Annotated in this window: 14 protein-coding genes; 8 read left to right on the plus strand and 6 right to left on the minus strand. The window is 57.0% G+C overall.

From position 1 onward, the window contains the following. The first annotated feature begins 19 nt into the window (after positions 1-19). From DV711_RS04550 to DV711_RS04565, 4 genes are all read left to right on the plus strand, one after another. Positions 20-1,018: a dipeptidase gene (locus tag DV711_RS04550; protein ID WP_243633729.1), complete on the plus strand. Its 999-nt coding sequence runs from the start codon at positions 20-22 to the stop codon at positions 1,016-1,018. A 130-nt stretch (positions 1,019-1,148) separates the two neighbouring features. After that, on the plus strand, positions 1,149-2,738 hold the full coding sequence (locus DV711_RS04555; RefSeq protein WP_114694448.1) for a BCCT family transporter: 1,590 nt from the start codon (positions 1,149-1,151) through the stop codon (positions 2,736-2,738). A gap of 124 nt (positions 2,739-2,862) precedes the next feature. Next, a complete protein-coding gene (locus DV711_RS04560; protein WP_114694449.1) occupies positions 2,863-3,240 on the plus strand; it encodes a RidA family protein in 378 nt (125 codons plus the stop codon). Positions 3,241-3,422: 182 nt separating this feature from the next. Further along, positions 3,423-4,136, plus strand: coding sequence for a DUF599 domain-containing protein (locus DV711_RS04565; RefSeq protein ID WP_207802529.1), 714 nt, complete (start codon positions 3,423-3,425; stop codon positions 4,134-4,136). A gap of 48 nt (positions 4,137-4,184) precedes the next feature. Here DV711_RS04565 and DV711_RS04570 read toward each other — a convergent pair whose 3' ends face one another. Further along, on the minus strand, positions 4,185-5,549 hold the full coding sequence (locus DV711_RS04570; RefSeq protein WP_207802530.1) for an MATE family efflux transporter: 1,365 nt from the start codon (positions 5,547-5,549) through the stop codon (positions 4,185-4,187). A 374-nt stretch (positions 5,550-5,923) separates the two neighbouring features. On the opposite strand from DV711_RS04570, the gene DV711_RS04575 reads away from it, so the two are divergent. From DV711_RS04575 to DV711_RS04585, 3 genes are all read left to right on the plus strand, one after another. Continuing rightward, a complete protein-coding gene (locus tag DV711_RS04575; RefSeq protein WP_114694450.1) occupies positions 5,924-7,297 on the plus strand; it encodes a sensor domain-containing diguanylate cyclase in 1,374 nt (457 codons plus the stop codon). A 63-nt stretch (positions 7,298-7,360) separates the two neighbouring features. Then, positions 7,361-8,071, plus strand: a complete 711-nt coding sequence (locus DV711_RS04580) for an AraC family transcriptional regulator (RefSeq protein ID WP_114694451.1) — start codon at positions 7,361-7,363, stop codon at positions 8,069-8,071. 133 nt (positions 8,072-8,204) lie between these two features. Then, on the plus strand, positions 8,205-9,065 hold the full coding sequence (locus DV711_RS04585; protein WP_114694452.1) for a DMT family transporter: 861 nt from the start codon (positions 8,205-8,207) through the stop codon (positions 9,063-9,065). 39 nt (positions 9,066-9,104) lie between these two features. On the opposite strand, the gene pntB is transcribed toward DV711_RS04585, so the two are convergent. Next, positions 9,105-10,487 (minus strand): Re/Si-specific NAD(P)(+) transhydrogenase subunit beta, encoded by a 1,383-nt coding sequence (gene pntB, locus DV711_RS04590; RefSeq protein WP_114694453.1) that lies wholly within the window; start codon positions 10,485-10,487, stop codon positions 9,105-9,107. Positions 10,488-10,489: 2 nt separating this feature from the next. After that, positions 10,490-12,052, minus strand: coding sequence for a Re/Si-specific NAD(P)(+) transhydrogenase subunit alpha (locus DV711_RS04595; protein ID WP_114694454.1), 1,563 nt, complete (start codon positions 12,050-12,052; stop codon positions 10,490-10,492). Positions 12,053-12,506: 454 nt separating this feature from the next. Between DV711_RS04595 and DV711_RS04600 the strand changes: the two genes are divergently transcribed. Continuing rightward, complete coding sequence (locus tag DV711_RS04600) at positions 12,507-14,426, plus strand: sensor domain-containing diguanylate cyclase (protein ID WP_165840000.1); 1,920 nt, start codon at positions 12,507-12,509, stop codon at positions 14,424-14,426. A gap of 93 nt (positions 14,427-14,519) precedes the next feature. Here DV711_RS04600 and DV711_RS04605 read toward each other — a convergent pair whose 3' ends face one another. Genes DV711_RS04605 through DV711_RS04615 form a run of 3 tightly spaced genes read right to left on the minus strand, consistent with a single transcriptional unit; the run spans position 14,520 to position 16,743 of the window. Next, positions 14,520-15,056, minus strand: coding sequence for a nuclear transport factor 2 family protein (locus DV711_RS04605; RefSeq protein WP_165840001.1), 537 nt, complete (start codon positions 15,054-15,056; stop codon positions 14,520-14,522). Positions 15,057-15,058: 2 nt separating this feature from the next. Further along, positions 15,059-15,898 carry an SDR family NAD(P)-dependent oxidoreductase gene (locus tag DV711_RS04610; RefSeq protein WP_114694457.1) on the minus strand — a complete coding sequence of 280 codons (840 nt, stop codon included), beginning with the start codon at positions 15,896-15,898 and terminating at the stop codon, positions 15,059-15,061. Next, on the minus strand, positions 15,895-16,743 hold the full coding sequence (locus tag DV711_RS04615) for a DUF6134 family protein (RefSeq protein ID WP_133297396.1): 849 nt from the start codon (positions 16,741-16,743) through the stop codon (positions 15,895-15,897). Before DV711_RS04615 ends, DV711_RS04610 begins: the two co-directional genes overlap by 4 nt. Positions 16,744-16,747 lie beyond the last annotated feature (4 nt).

A 16,747-nucleotide genomic window follows, 5' to 3' on the forward strand; every position in this document is an offset into this window, starting at 1 on the left:
AGTGCCTGGAGGTATTGCCATGCATAACGAACTGCACAATGAAATGATCGTGATCGACGGACTCCAGTACTCCAACTGGAACCGTTCGATCTTCGAACAGCTGCGCCAAGGCGGTGTCACGATGGTCCACGCGACCATCGTGTACCACGAGCAGATCCGTGAAACGCTGATGCGGATCGCCGAGTGGAACCGTCACTTCGAGCAGCACGGCGATCTGATCATGCCGATCAAGAGTGCCGAGGATATCCGGGTCGCCAAGCGGCTCGGCAAGGTCGGCATCATGTTCGGGGCGCAGAACTGCTCCCCGATCGAAGACGACATCGGCATGGTCGAGGTGATGCGCGAGCTGAACCTGATGATCATGCAGCTGACCTACAACAACCAGAGCCTGCTGGCCTGCGGCTGCTACGAAGCCGAAGACAGCGGCGTCACCCGCTTCGGTCGCCAGGCGATCAAGGAGATGAACCGGGTCGGCATGGTGGTGGACATGAGCCACAGCGGCGAGCGCAGCACCCTGGAGGCGATCGAAATTTCCGAACGTCCGATCGTGATCTCCCACGCCAACCCGCTGAGCTTCCACGAAGCCAAGCGCAACAAGTCCGACAAGGTCCTGAAGGCGCTGGGTGAATCCGGTGGATTGCTGGGCTTCAGCCTCTACCCGTTCCACCTCAAGAATGGCCCGGACTGCAGCCTGGATGATTTCTGCGACATGGTCGCCAGCACTGCCGACCTGATGGGAATCGACCGGATCGGCATCGGTACCGACCTGTGCCAGGAGCAACCGCTGTCAGTACTGGAGTGGATGCGAAACGGTCGCTGGTCCAAAGAGATGGACTACGGCGAGGGCTCCAAGAGCAACGCCGACTGGCCGCGCCCGCTGTCCTGGTTCCGTGACAGTCGGGACTTTCCCAACATCACCAACGGTCTGCTGGCCCGGGGATTCAGCCCCGAGGATGTGGCCAAGGTGATGGGAATGAACTGGCTCAACTTCCTCGACGATGGGTTAAAACCCGGCTAGCTCACCCCGGCTAAATCGACCCGAACTGCTCGTTCTACCTAACCCCGATAGCGCGGACCGAACCGGCCCCGCGCCGTCAAAGTAATGCCCTGATAAACCTATAAAAATTAAGATCCATCAGGAGACTATAATGAGTAACTCAACCCAAACCGCCATGCCCGCAGGCGAGGCCACCATGCCCAAGAACGGTTGGCTGGGGGGCGTCGACCTCCCGGTATTTCTGATCAGCGGCGGTGTACTCGTACTGTTCGCCGTCTTCGCCCTCTACGACATCGACATGGTGTCCGGCTGGGTCAACAGCGGCTTTGCCGCCTCCACCAAAGTCTTTGGCGCCTATTGGCAGGTGCTGCTGCTACTGACCTTCATCATCGGCATCCTGTTGGCCGTCAGCCATACCGGTGCCGTGGTACTGGGCGGGCTGAAGATGCCCGAGATTTCCACCTTCAAGTGGATCTCGATCATCATGTGTACCCTGCTGGCCGGTGGTGGCGTGTTCTGGGCCGCCGCCGAACCGATGGCCCACTTCACCTCGCCGCCGCCGTTGTTCAGTGGCATGCCGAGCAGTGAAACGGGTACCGCCCAGGCGGCCTATAACGCGCTGGCGCAGAGCTTCATGCACTGGGGTTTCCTGGCCTGGGCGATCCTCGGCAGCCTGACCGGCATCGTGTTCATGTACCTGCATTACGAGAAAGGTCTGCCGCTCAAGCCGCGTACCCTGCTCTACCCGGTGTTCGGTGACCGTGTCATGACCGGCCCACTGGGCACCCTGGTGGATGCCAGCTGCGTGTTGGCCGTGGTCGCCGGTACCGTCGGCCCGATCGGTTTTCTCGGTCTGCAGGTCAGCTTCGGTCTGGAAAAACTGTTCGGTATCCCCAACACCTACGGCACTCAGGTCACCATCCTGGTGGGTTTGATCGCCCTGTACACCCTGTCTGCCGTCAGCGGTGTGACCAAGGGGATCCAGATCCTCAGCCGTGCCAATGTGATCATGGCCGTGGCGCTGATGGCCTTTATCCTGCTGTTCGGCCCGACCGCGTTCATCATCGATGGTTACCTGCACGGCTTCGGTCTGTACCTGGATCAATTCATCCCGATGGCGACCTTCCGCGCCAGCCCGGGTTGGTTGGACTGGTGGACCGTGTTCTTCTGGGGCTGGTTCCTGGGTTACGGTCCGCTGATGGCGATGTTCGTGGCCCGTATCTCCCGCGGTCGGACTATTCGTGAAATGGTCCTGCTGATTTCCGTCATCGCACCGATCATCACCTGCTTCTGGTTCACCATCGTCGGCGGTAGCGGCCTTGCCTTCGAGCTGGCCACCCCGGGTGTGATCTCCGAGCCGTTCACCGGTTTCAACCTGCCGGCGGCGCTGTTGGCGATCACCGAACAACTGCCGATGGGCTTCTTTATCTCGGTGCTGTTCCTGATCCTGACCACCATCTTCGTGGCCACCACCGGTGACTCCATGACCTACGCGGTCTCGATGGTCATGACCGGTACCGATCACCCGAAGCCGACCATCCGGGTGTTCTGGGGCGCGATGATGGGTATTGTTGCCGCGCTGTTGATCTCGATCGGTTCCGGCGGTATCTCGGCGCTGCAGTCCTTTATCGTGATCACCGCGGTTCCGGTTTCCCTGGTGCTGTTGCCGTCACTGTGGACCGCCCCGCGGATCGCGCTGAAGATGGCCAAAGAACAGGGCCTGTCGCCGCTGTCTCGCTAAGGCTCGACACCCTTTCTGCCGGTAACCCTAACCCTCAAAGAGCGGTCTGATGACCGCTCTTTTTCTTCTCTTCCCAATTCATTCTTTTACAAACTCTTTAATCAAAATTAGCCAGGTCCTGACTATGAAAAAAGCTGTCAAAACTGAACTCTTTGCGTCCAAGGCTCCGCTGGAATGGGCTGTTATCGCCAACGGCCAGCTCTCTACCGCTCAGATTCCGATCGACGCCGAAGGCAAGGTGGTCGAAGGCGGTATCGAAGCCCAGGCGCGCCAGACCATGGAGAACTTCAAGCACACTATCGAAGCCGCGGAACTGACCATGGCCGATGTGACCCAGGTGCTGATCTACGTCACCGACCGTGATCAACTGCCGGTCTTCAACAAGGTCTACGCCGACTACTTCGAAGCCCCCTACCCGAACCGGGCCGCGATGATCGTCGCCGGTCTGGCCCGTGAAGAGATGCTGTGTGAAATCGTCGCCTACGCCGCGGTTCCGCAGTAAATCCCGCTTCCAATCCCCCCTGGGCCTGAGCAGACCTGTCTGCCGTTATCAGGCCCGCTCTCATCTCAAATCAACGATACCGCCCAGCAGAGTCTGCCTGCAGCTCAAAGTCGTTGGGTAGCGCCCCCTGATTGTGTTTCAATTGGCAGCTCTTCTCGCCGACCTTAACCTGATGCAATCCTATGGACCAGCTACTGACTTTCATCGCTGACAACTGGACCAACCTGCTGGCCATCGCCTGGTTTCTGGCCTGTTTCAAGGGTTACAACAACTATACCCACAAGAAGGCAAGAAACAGCTACTGCCTGGCCCACCTGATGCACCAGTATCGGTTAGCCTGGATGAACAACCTGTTGAGTCGGGATAACCGCATTCCGGATACGGCGGTGATCGCCAATTTGGAGCGCAGCGTCTCATTCTTTGCCTCGTCGACCATGCTGATCTTGGCGGGCCTGATGACAGTACTGGGCTCAACCGAAAAGGCGATCGATATCGTCCGCGATATTCCGCTGGCAACCGAGGCCACCAAGGGTGAGTGGGAGCTGAAGTTGCTGCTGCTGATCGGGCTGTTCGTTTATGCGTTTTTCAAATTCACCTGGAGTCTGCGCCAATACGGGTTTACCTCGGTGATGATGGGTGCGGCGCCTAATCCGCAGGACGAACCCAGCGAACAGGAGGTCAAGGCCCATTCCAATCGCTTGGCGGCAATGAGTTCGATGGCGGCCCACAACTTCAACCTCGGGCTACGCACCTACTATTTCAGCATGGCGGTGCTGGGCTGGTTCATCAATTCCTGGCTGTTTATGGTGTTAACGGCGGGTGTGGTGTTCGTGCTCTACCGACGCGAATTCAAATCCTCGACACTGCGCCAGCTGGTGATCAGCAAAACGGACTGAGTACCCGATTTCGGGCGTTAGAAGCCCGCCAATCGCGACCCGGCAACCTTACTCTTGGGACAGCGGTACTCGGTCGGCAATCGGCGTACTCTCCGATTGCAGCCGTGCCCGCATCTGGTTAAATCGGCGTTTGTACAGTTGCCAGCCCACCAAACCGGCCAGCAGGTTGCCCGCCATGGCGCCAAAGAACAGCCCTGTCAGCCCGCCGATCTGCGAACCGATCCAAAGTCCCGGGATATAGCAAACCAGCAAACGCAGCATGGAGATGAGCAACGCCAGATTCGGCGTTCCCAGTGCACTACAGACCGAAACCATGATCATACAGACGCCCAGCGCACTGAAGCTGATCGGTACGATCCACAGATATTGGTTGAGCACCGCGGCAATGTTGTCATCGGTGGTCAACAGATCACTAATCGGATTGGACACGAAGGCGATTATCAGCGCCGTCGTCAGTTGCGAAACCAGCACGAAGCGAACCGCAATACGAACCAACTGGTGGATTTGATCCAGCTCGTTATTACCTCGCAGGCGACCGATGATCGGTGGCATCGACATCGTCAACGACAAGACCAGGATGATGCTAAACAGCTCGATTCGGGTGCCTAGCCCCCAGGCGGCGATCGCAAAATCACCGTAAAAAGCCACGATACTGGTGGCCAGCATTGCCGAAATCGGCGGCATAAACTGGCTCATCATCGCCGGCGCCATAAAGGCCAGCAAACGGTGCAGCCCGTCACGAATCATGCCGCCACCGGCCGGCCAGGCGATCAGGCCTCGACTCAGAATCCTGCTGAAGATAATCCAACATCCGATACCGAAGGCGATCACCGTGGCCCAGGCTGCACCCGCAATCCCCATCTCCAGCACGAAGATCAGAATCGGATCGAGCACCATGTTGATGACACTGGTCAGCACCATCACCATCCCCGGCAACCAGGTTTCGCCGTGGGCGCGAAAGATGCTGTAGCCAAAGTACAGCATCGCCCCCATCCAGGTGCTGATCAGCCAGGGGAACCAGTATTCTCGAAGCAGCGGGAACAGTTCAGGTTGGGCGCCCAGGGTTGACACTACCTGTTGCTGAAAGACCCAAAGCAGCAAGCAAAGGGCCAGGATCAACACCAACCCGGTGCCGATCACCATCGCACCCAGCTGTTTGGCCCAATCGGTCTGCCCCGCTCCCAGCGCGGTGGAGATAATGGTCGTGGTGGCGATGCCGAGGCCCACCTGAGTACCGATAATCAACTGGTAAACCGGAATAGTGAAACCGACCACTACCAGCGGCTGGGCACCCAGCTGGCCGATAAAGGCACTATCAACCAGCTGACAGCTCATGATCGCCAGCAAGCCAATCAGCATCGGCCAGGTCATACGGTACAACTGACGGCCCAACGAGCCCTGATCCTGCCCCATCGATTACCTACTTTCGGTTGTTAATACTGACAAACGTCTAACAGCGTGGTTTGAACGCTTAACCTTAACGGATGGTTTCAACATTGATAATCCCCGCTCCCCGACAAACAGTTTTTCCAATCCATTGATAATCCCCGTTCGGCGCCACAGGGTTACTGCTGGGGAACCGGGTTAATACCAGTCTGGGGTGACTAAATTCACGAGTCATTAATTAGAAACTTGGTTTTCATCAAATACTGATATTCAGACAGAGCCTAGAATAGGCATGAGTAAGTCATTCTTAGCTGAGAGACTGACTGACCTTGTACTTAGAACCTCTTGAGTAACTCACTCAACAACCCTACCAATTTGATTCCCAGCAGGTGGTCAGAGGTATGTGGAATCTATCCGACAGTTTCGGCGGTCATCGCACATCGGTTCTGGCATTGGTTATAGGATTCGTCACTGTTCTCCTGTTGATTGCCATCACCACAACGTCGCTGGGACTGCACCGAAACAATCTGATTGTCGATCATCAGACCCGACTGGCAATGCTCAATGGCCATATTGGCCAGCAGGTTGCACAGTCGATCTCCGGGGCACAGCAGCTACTGAAGGGCATTGCCAGCACATTGCCCCTCGTCGACGCCAAAGCGAGCGAAATTAACGAGAGATTGGTCGCGCTGAAATCCAATGATCCTCAGCTGATGGATCTACTGATACTCGATCGCAATGGCGAGATCGCTTATTGGACCGGCACTGGAACCCCGCCTTCGGTTAAAGACCGTCCCTACTCGTCGATCTATCGAGAACAACCCAGTACTCAGGTCTGGGTTGGCGAGCCCAAGTTGTCCCGCGTTCACCAAGACCAATGGTTTTTTGCCGTTAGCATCCCCGTGCGTTCTCCCAGCAACGATGTGGTAGCCATTATGGTGGCCATCATCAAGACCGATTATCTACGCGATGTACTGATGCAACTGGTCGATGATCCCAATATCAGCGCATCGATCCATCACAGCAACGACAAGGTCTATGCCCAGATCAACCGCAACGCCAACACGGGCCCGAAGCTGAGCCTGACCCAGGAGCTTCGCTCCCACCCGCTCAAAGTCACTACCGAGTGCGAATACCAAACGGTGTTATCGAGCTATCAGGACATTCAGCTATGGGCTTCACTGGCCACGCTGGTACTGATTTTTTGTGTTTGCTGCCTGACCCTGCTGCTGTTAATCCGTATTCGTAAGCAGGCCCGCCTCTCAATCGAAGATCCGCTGACCAAGACCTTGAACCGGCGTGAGTTTATGCGCAGGGGTGATGAAGAACTGACGGCCTGCCAACGCTATGATCGAAGTTTCTCGATCATCATGCTCGACATTGACAACTTTAAAGCCGTCAACGACACCCGAGGACATCACATCGGAGATCTGGTGATCCAAGCCATCGGAAAGATCCTCAACAATCAGTCACGGAAAAACGATATCGTGGCCCGGTATGGCGGCGAAGAGTTCGTCATCCTGTTGCCCGAAGCCACTGCCGAAGAAGCCGGCATGGCTGCTGAGAAACTGTGCAAAGTGATCCGAACACTAAAAACCAGAGCGAACAAACAAGTTCTCCAGGTCACAGCCAGCCTGGGTGTGGCCCAATGGCACGCCCCCGGCGAAGAGTTGGCCTCGGTGATCGAACGAGCCGACCGGGCACTCTATCAAGCCAAAGCGCTTGGCAAGGACCAGGTAGTCAGATGCGATAAGAATATAGAAGGCGATGCCTGAACTTTGCTGTCATGGCGTCGACGCGGTATAAGAACCTGACCGTCTTCTGAAGAACTTCATAGCATGAGTGCACGACTGTCGATTCGCTCCTACAGCTTTCACTCGGATAAGCACCAGCACGACTATCATCAACTGGTATTACCGATGGCAGGTAGTATCGACATCGAAACGCTGGGGCAACGTGGTCGTGCCGCCCCCGGTAGCTGTGTGATCATTCCTGCGGGACAGCCCCACTGGTTTGCTCCCGACCCGGAAGCCAGCTTTCTGGTTGCAGACCTGACCCTGCTACCGGCCAACCTGCTCTGTTCAGATCAGGCGATCATCCGTATCAGCCCACCGATGCAGGCGTTCTGCACGTTCGTTCAACAACAGCTGGAGCATCAGGTCAGCCCTGAGTTGGAGCAACAGCTAGGCGACTGGTTTATTCGACTACTCAGCGAACAAAACTTTCTCTACAGCCATGACAGCCGCATTACCCGTGTCCTCAATCATCTGGAGCAGGACCTGAGCCAGTCTCCGTCACTGGCCGAACTGGCCGATATCGCCTGTCTGAGCCTGAGCCAACTGAAAACGCTGTTCAAAAAACAGACCGGGCGCACGGTCGGACAACAGCTGCTTCGGTTGCGAATGGAAAAAGCCCGCGCCTTGTTGCTGCACACCGACTACCCGATCGGTATCATCGCCCAGCAAGTCGGCTACCAGGATTTCTCCACCTTCAGTCATCGGTTCTCTTGCCATTACGGCCACCCACCCAGCCAACTTCGATTGGGTTGAGTCGCTAAATCAAGCTTCAGACCATAACAAACCGGCTTTTAACCAAACAACATTAACTTGTTTGTAGTTACCATACTGCAACTGGTTGGCTTATTTCTAAATTGCTGGATTCGTTATTCCTGAGGTAAACACCGTGCCCTATTTTTTTGCGATCGCTGCGATCACCCTCTGGAGCTCGCTGGCTCTGCTGGCGACCCGCCTGAACCATCTGCCGCCGTTTCTGGTACTCGGCGTGGCGTTACTGCTCGGTGGACTAATGTCTTTGCCCAAGTACCGCCAATGGCATCCAAAAAGATCGATCCTGCAGATGGGTGTGTTTGGCATCTTCGGTTACCACTTCGCGCTGTTTATGGCCTATCGCCACGCCCCAGCCGTGGAAGCCAATCTGCTCAATTATCTTTGGCCGTTGCTGATCGTGCTGTTCTCACCGCTGTATCTTCCCGGTTTCCATCTGAATCGGAACCATATTCTCGGAGGTCTGCTGGGCTTTAGCGGAGCGGCCACTGTGATCCTTGGCGGTAACAGTGCCAGCTTTAATTCGGACCATAGTTTGGGCTATGCACTGGGAATTGCCGCCGCCGTTATCTGGGCTCGTTACTCACTGCTGACTCGTCGCAGCGGAGACTTCAGCTCTGCCACCGTGGGGTTGTTTTGTCTGCTAGCCGGCCTGCTGGCGCTGCTCTGTCATGGTCTGTTCGAGACAACTCCAAGCATGAATCAACAGGACCTGATCACCATGGCACTGCTGGGCCTGGGCCCGATGGGAATCTCTTTCTACTGTTGGGACGCGGCGATGAAGCGTGGCGACCCGCGCACGATCGGGGCGCTGTCCTACTTTACTCCCCTGATGTCGACCGGGCTGTTGATTCTGTTCGGGGATGACCCGCTCAGCAGTAACGTCATCATCGCCCTGGCCCTGATCAGCGGTGGCGCTGTGCTCGGTACCCTGAAAGCCAGACCCAAGAAGCTCGACCCACAAAAAAGCCCGGCTTGAAGCCGGGCTTTGCTACACCTTAAGAAACCTAAAGTTCGATTACAGCTGTTTGAAGATACCGTCGACACTCTCGCGGGCATCGCCGAACAGCATCCGGGTGTTCTCCTTGAAGAACAGCGGGTTCTCCACCCCAGAGTAGCCGGTCGCCATCGAGCGCTTGAACACCACCACGGTAGTGGCTTTCCAGACTTCGATAACCGGCATCCCGGCGATCGGGCTGCTCGGGTCTTCAGCCGCCATCGGGTTGACGGTGTCGTTGGCGCCGATTACCAGCACCACATCGGTATCCGGCAGATCATCATTGATCTCATCCATCTCCAGTACCAGGTCGTAGGGCACCTTGGCCTCGGCCAGCAACACGTTCATATGCCCCGGCATCCGTCCGGCAACAGGGTGAATCGCAAAGCGCACATTCACCCCTTTGGTCCGCAACGCCTGGGTGATCTCCGACACCGGATGCTGCGCATGGGCCACCGCCATACCGTAGCCGGGCACGATCACCACGCTGTCGGCATTGCTGAGCATCTCGGCAACCTCATCGGCACTGGTGGGCGTTACCTCACCCTGCTCTTCACCTTCGGCCGAGCTGGAGCTGGTGGTAGTACCAAAGCCACCGAGAATAACGTTGACGAACTTGCGGTTCATCGCCCGACACATGATGTAACTCAGAATCGCGCCGCTGGAGCCAACCAGAGCCCCCACCACGATCAACAGATCGTTGGACAACATGAAGCCGGCTGCGGCTGCGGCCCAACCGGAGTAGCTGTTGAGCATCGACACCACCACCGGCATGTCGGCACCACCGATCGCCATCACCATATGTACGCCGAAGGCCAACGCGATCAGGGTCATCAGGAACAGCGCCCAGAAGGCACCATTTTCGGCCCCGACAAAGCTCATGCCCAGGATGATCGACAGAATCAGCGCACCGAGATTGAGGTAGTGACGCCCCGGCAACAATAGCGGTTTGCTCTGCACCAGCCCACGCAGCTTACCAAACGCAATCAGCGAGCCGGAGAAGGTCGCCGCACCGATCAGCACCCCGAGGTAGATCTCCACCTCATGGATGGTTTTCTCGGCTCCCTCGAAATGGGCACTGGGATCGAGATAGCTGGCGTAGCCGACCAGCACCGCGGCCAGGCCGACGAAGCTGTGCATCATCGCAACCAGTTCAGGCATCTCGGTCATCTGCACCTTAACGGCGAAGTAGATCCCGATCGCCCCGCCGATCAGCATCGCAATCATGATCCATCCGAGGCCGGAAACCTGATCACTACCGATGGTCGCCAGAATCGCCAGCGCCATACCGGCGATACCGTAGACATTACCGCGACGCGCGGTCTCCTGATGACTCAAGCCGCCGAGGCTGAGAATAAACAGGATGCTAGCGCCGATGTAGGCTGAAGTTACTAATCCGCTCATGCTCAGTCCTCCCTGACAAACATCTTCAGCATCCGCTGGGTGACGTAGAAACCACCGGCGATATTAATGCTGGCGATCAGAATCGCGACAAAGGCCAGGAAGCCCACCACACTGCTGGACGATCCGGCTTGCAGCAACGCACCGATAATGATGATGCCACTAATGGCGTTGGTCACACTCATCAACGGCGTATGCAATGCCGGGGTCACCGCCCAGACCACCTGCCAGCCGACAAAGCAGCTGAGCACAAACACGATCAGGTGGGACATAAAGGCCGCCGGGGCCACCGAGCCCAGCATCAACAGCAACAGCATAGCCACGCCCATACTGCCGAATGTGATCGCCGCACGCTTACCGGCTGACATCGGTTCCGGCTCAGGCACCGGCTCGGGCGCAGCCTTGGGTGGCGGCGCCACGGATAGTTCCGGCGGGGGCGGCGGCCAGATCACCTCACCCTCATGGATCACGGTGGTGCCGCGGATAATGGTGTCTTCCATGTTGAAGTCGGGTTTACCATCTTTCTCCGGGGTCAGCTCCGACAGCACGTTGCGCACGTTGGTGGCATACAGTTGGCTGGACTGGGTCGGCAATCGGCTGGGCAGGTCGGTGAAACCGATGATGGAGACCCCGTGACGAACCACCACCTCGCCCGGAACGGTCAGCTCACAGTTACCACCCTGTTCGGCGGCCAGATCGACGATGACACTACCCTCGGCCATCATCTCGACCATATCTTCGAGGATCAGCTTAGGCGCCGGTTTTCCTGGAATCAGCGCGGTGGTGATAATGATATCGACCTCTCTGGCCTGCTCACGGAACAGCGCCATCTCGGCGTCGATAAATTCTTTCGACATCTCTTTGGCGTAACCGCCGCCACCGCTACCGTCCTCTTCGATCTCGACGGTGAGGAACTCGGCGTCCATCGACTCCACCTGCTCCTTCACCACCGGACGGGTATCGAAGGCACGAACGATGGCTCCCATGCGTCCGGCACAACCGATAGCGGCCAGACCCGCCACCCCGGCACCGATAATCAGCACCTTGGCCGGCTGCACCTTACCAGCGGCAGTAATCTGACCGTTGAGGAAACGTCCAAAGTGATTCGAGGCCTCGACCACGGCGCGATAACCGGCGATGTTGGCCATCGAACTCAGCGCATCACAACGTTGTGAGCGGCTGATCCGGGGCACCGAATCCATCGCCAGCACATTGGCCTTGCGGGCGGTGAGCCGTTCCATCAACTCCGGATTCTGGGCTGGCCAGATAAAGCTGGTCAAAATCGCGCCTTCGTTGAGCAGGTCCGCCTCATGCTTGCCCAGGGCTTCATTCTGTTCCGGGGGCCGAACCTTAAGAACGATATCGGAAGCCGACCACAGCGCCTCGGCGCCGTCGATCACCTCAACGCCCGCATCGACATAGGCCTGATCGGTGAAATTTGAGTCCAGCCCAGCACCGGCCTCAATCGCCACGTCATAGCCCATCTGTTGCAGCTGTTTAACCAGCGGCGGGGTCAAAGCTACCCTTTTTTCCCCGGAATGGATCTCCTTAGGTACACCTATTTTCATACGCCTCTCCACGTCTGACAGGACGCTATCTGGGAATCGATAGATAGATTCCTTAAATGAAACCGGTTGAGAAGTTATAGACCAAACACCTTGATAACAGCTTAGTTTTACTAGAAATCCAGTATGGATAGAAGCCGAAAATCGACAGACGCCCAAGGTAGCGTCGCACCGCTTCCAAAGTGCTATTGCAGTCATTGCTGAGCGGTTCGAGGTACCATCAGGCTTTCTAGGAATAGCAGACACGCCAAGGTGTTAGACCAACATTTTCGCCGTCGTCGGGGGTAGCCTGAGCGGCCTCCGCCCGAGAAGTGAGCCTATTTGCGTCACTATGAGTGAATTTAGCTTGACCTAAACGTCAAACAGGAACAGATTACCCTGTCTTAGCGCGCTCGAACGAAAAACCCGCCACGGCCGGATGCCGTCAGTGAAGGTTTGAGCAAGCCGGAAGGAAATGATGGATCGACTCGACTCTGGTGACTCTTTTGGCCGTTCATGGGGCCGAACCTTTCTGATATCGGTGCTTTGCTTTATCGGCTTTGGCGCCGCCGTGGCTATTGTGACCTCAATCGCCCACTACCAGCTGCAACAGACTACCCACCTCTATCAAGTTCAACAGCAGTTCCGCATCGAGCATGATCGGATTATCGAACGGTTGCGGTACCGCCTGCGGGGACTGGATGATCAACTGGCGTCGCTGGCAAATAACCCGATCACCCACCGCTATTTAGAGAATAAAACCACGGCGTCGACCCAGGCCTTGCGCAATCTCTATCTGGCCACCACCGGACCCAACACCCTCTATCGACAGCTGTGTTATCTGGACAGTCAGGGGCAGCCACAACTTTGCGTGAATCGTGGCGACGACTATAGCCGCTCGGGGAATTCTGCCTCACTCCAACATAACCCCCTAGCCCGGCAACAACTTCATAGCGCCACCGACAGCTCAGAATCGGATAACCAGCAAGCTACCCTGTTCAACAGCGCCCGCTTGCTCGCTCACGGCGATGTAAAACACTCTCTGTTACAGATTGCCGCGGACGGGGAGATGGTACGCCCCAGTTTTCAGAGTGCCACACCGGTGTACGTTGAGGGCCGACTCAATGGCATCTTGGTCGCCACCCTCGACGTTCGGCATCTGTTAAGGGAGTTGATCAACTCGAACAACTTCGTGGTTCAACTGGTCGAAGGCGATAAGGCAGATCCCAGAGGGTTCAACGTGACCAACCCCGAGAGTCGGCAAAGGCCATCGGCCAGCATCACATTGACCACCCCATCCGGTATCCCTGTCGCCGACGCTGATCAGGCGTATCGGTTACCATTAGGCGAACTTCTTCAGAACGACCAATCTCTCTACCTGATCTTAACGCCGAAACGGTTTCTTCCGCCCGATTTAGCCGATGACACCCAGTTCAACACCCTGCTGATCGCGCTACTGGTGACACTGGTGGCATTACCGCTGGCATGGTTCAGCACACGAATACCGGATCAGCTGCATCGCCACCTGCACCGGACGCTGTTAAAACTACGCCGAAGCAATCGTCTGCTCGACCAAAACGTCATCAGTTCAAGAACCGATACCGAGGGTAACTTTACCCATGTCAGCCAAGCATTTTGCGAGCTCAGTGGTTACACGCGACAGGAACTGATTGGCCAGCCCTATAGCCTGGTCTGCAACCCGGACAGTTCACCGAAAATCTACGAAGAGATTTTGCGTACCCTCAGCAGCGGACGCCGCTGGCAAGGAGAACTCTGTAACCGCGACAAGCAGGGACATGACTGTTGGGTCAGCACCAGCATCGCACCAGACTTTGACCGCCATGGCACCATCATCGGCTACACCCAGATTTCAAGGGATATCACTGACCACAAACTACTGCAGAAGCTATCGACCATCGATGCTCAAACCCAGCTGCTTAACCGCCGCCATCTAGATGCCATGCTGGAACAACAGATCGGTCTGTTTCAGCGTTATCCGGAACTGCTGTTCTCGGTCGTCTTGATCCGTCTCGACAGTCCTGTCGATGCTGAGAGATTGGAACGGGAAGTCATTCTCAGCCGCTTCGGGGAGCTGCTCAGCAGCAACGTACGTACCGTCGATCTGCTTGGCCGTTGGGATGAGCAGCGCTTCTTGATCATCTGTCCGTGCACAGCGATAGAGAAGGCCGCGATCCTGGCCAATAAACTACAGCAGCGATCGCAGAACCCGCCTCGGCATGAGATCGGTTTCAATATCTCCATCGGACTGGTACAAAGCCAGATCGGCGATAACCGCCGATTGCTGATAGGCCGCGCCGCGCAAGCGTTGCAGCTGGCGCTGGAAAAACCCGACAAGCTGGTTGTACTCTCGAGTGGTGGTAACGGCAGCGACGGCTAACCGGCAACTATTGCCGGGTTCCCTCCTACGACGCTCATAGTCTTAGGCCAAGACTAGGACCTTCATATAGTCTTCGAGCGTTGCCCTGCTGCGTCAGCCGCTATGAATACGTCGCTTCACCCAACGGATAACAGCCCCCAGGATGGGAAGTTTTTGGTAGACGCAGGTACCCGAATCCCAGTAATCGATATGACGACTGATTTTGTCTCCGGCATCAAAATAGAGCACGGATACACCTTCAAATCGCCAGATTCCATCGGCATCACCAAACTGGGGATTAACACCGCTGAAGCTCCACAGCAGCATGCAGGAGTTGTCATCCCAGGCCTGCTGGAGCAGTTCGAATCGCCCCTCCTCGACCTGCTCGGCAAATCGCATCAAGTAGTCGGCCAGCGCCTGGCGGCCTTCGACGGCACCGAACGGATCCTCAAAACAGACCGACTCACTGACCAGCACCCCCAGTTCGGCCATCAACTGCGAGCGGCCACTGGAGGTATCTGTCTGATAACGGCTCAGGCGATTAAACAGTTCGAAGTAGTTACGCGCGCAGCGCTGCCGCGAAGACGCTTCCATCGAGTGCGGCATCGGGCGCACTGCGGCCTTATTCTCTGTGGATTGAATCGGTTCCATCATCAGACTCCTGTTAAACGCCGGACTAACGGAAAGTACAGTCCGTACGGCAACTGCCGCAGCAGCGCCATTACCCAGCCGAACAGGCCTGGCAAACGAATTTCAAACCGCTCGGTTTCCAATCCATCGGCGATCTCCCGAGCCGCCTGCTCAGCCTCGATTAAAAACGGCATCCGGAACTCGTTGCGATCAGTCAGCGGGGTTTTGACAAATCCCGGATTGATCAGCTGCAGTCGCACCGAGGTATCCGCCAACTCCAAGCGCAGGGCTTCGCAGAGGTTGATCAGTGCCGCTTTGCTGGCGCCATAAGCGGCGGCGTTGGGCAACCCACGGTAACCGGCCAGGGAAGCGACCACCGCGATGGTACCGCGGTAACCATCGGATCCATGATGTGTCGCCCCGTTGGCATCCGAAGCCGTCTTGGCTGGCGATCGGCTCAGCATCCGCTGGATCAGCACTTCCAATCCGTTCGCCACCCCCATCAGATTCAACTCCATCAACTCCCGGACCAGATGACTGTCAAACTCGAGGGCCGATTGGGGCCGATGACTACCCGCGTTCAGAATCGCTAACCGGATCGGGCCAAAGCGCTCCTCGATCTGTTCCAGTACCAGCTGATGCTGATCGTGCTCGCGCACATCCAATGGGAAGGGTTCGACGGAACCTGCTAGAGGCAGGGCTCTACGCTGAACCTGTTGAAGCCGCGCCCGGTTGCGGGCACTGGCGGCAACACGCCAGCCCCTGGCCGCATACTCCAGCGCCAGAGCGGCGCCAATGCCCTGGCTGGCACCGGTGATCCATACCAGCGGCTGCTCTGCGGCTACCGCAATCGACTGATTCATAGCTGCCACCGCAGATTCAACGATCCCGGCGATTGAGAAGGGTTAAGGACGCGCCCCGACGGCGGCCTCACCCACTCCCCTGTCGATGGCGATTGCATCAGGCGGTTATCGCTGGAGCGATCTCTGCCGCAGCGTTGACAGCGAAATTCCACCGTTGCCCCCCGCCGATCTTTAAATCGCAGTCCGACCCAGCGATTCCGGTTGTCGTACCAGACCTCGGTATCATGCAGCTCGCCCCGATAACGATATCCCCTGGCTTCTATCTGGCCCTGAGCCGAGGCGATCCTCATTGCCCCAAGCGGCTCGATCTCAAATCGATTGACCTGACCAGTAAGGGTGTTGAGCACACGCCCCTGGTGCAGAACGGCGATGTCGTAGTGATGGCTAGCCAGCACCGGCAAGGGCACCGAAGCAGCCCCGCCAGACTCGACGGGCGCCATCGAGGCATCGGTTTCTACCAGCCAATCCCCCTGGCGAGAAAAATGGTGCTGAACCAACTCTCCGTTATCGTCGATACGAGAGCTCAACCTGCTCAGATGTCCCTGCCGCCAGAGCTCTACCGCTTGATACTGATAGCGATAGCGCCACCACAGCCAGCTCAGCTCCAGCTCCATCTCCGCTTCCACCCTGAATTGCTCAGAACCGCCGCCGAATCGGGTTTGATAGCTGCCAACCGGCTCGCCATCTCGCCAGACTTCGAACTTGATCGAATCACCGTAAAGCCGTTGCCAGTGCTGACTGCGATCAGCAAGCCGATCCGCTCCCTCTAGGGAAGCCAAGGCATGGGGGCTGTGTACCAGCAACAAGGCCAGCAACAGCGCTCCTATTACTCTGAGCCAATACATCTCA

Origin of the sequence: Motiliproteus coralliicola (genome assembly GCF_003345655.1) — a bacterium.
Taxonomy (GTDB): domain Bacteria; phylum Pseudomonadota; class Gammaproteobacteria; order Pseudomonadales; family Balneatricaceae; genus Motiliproteus; species Motiliproteus coralliicola.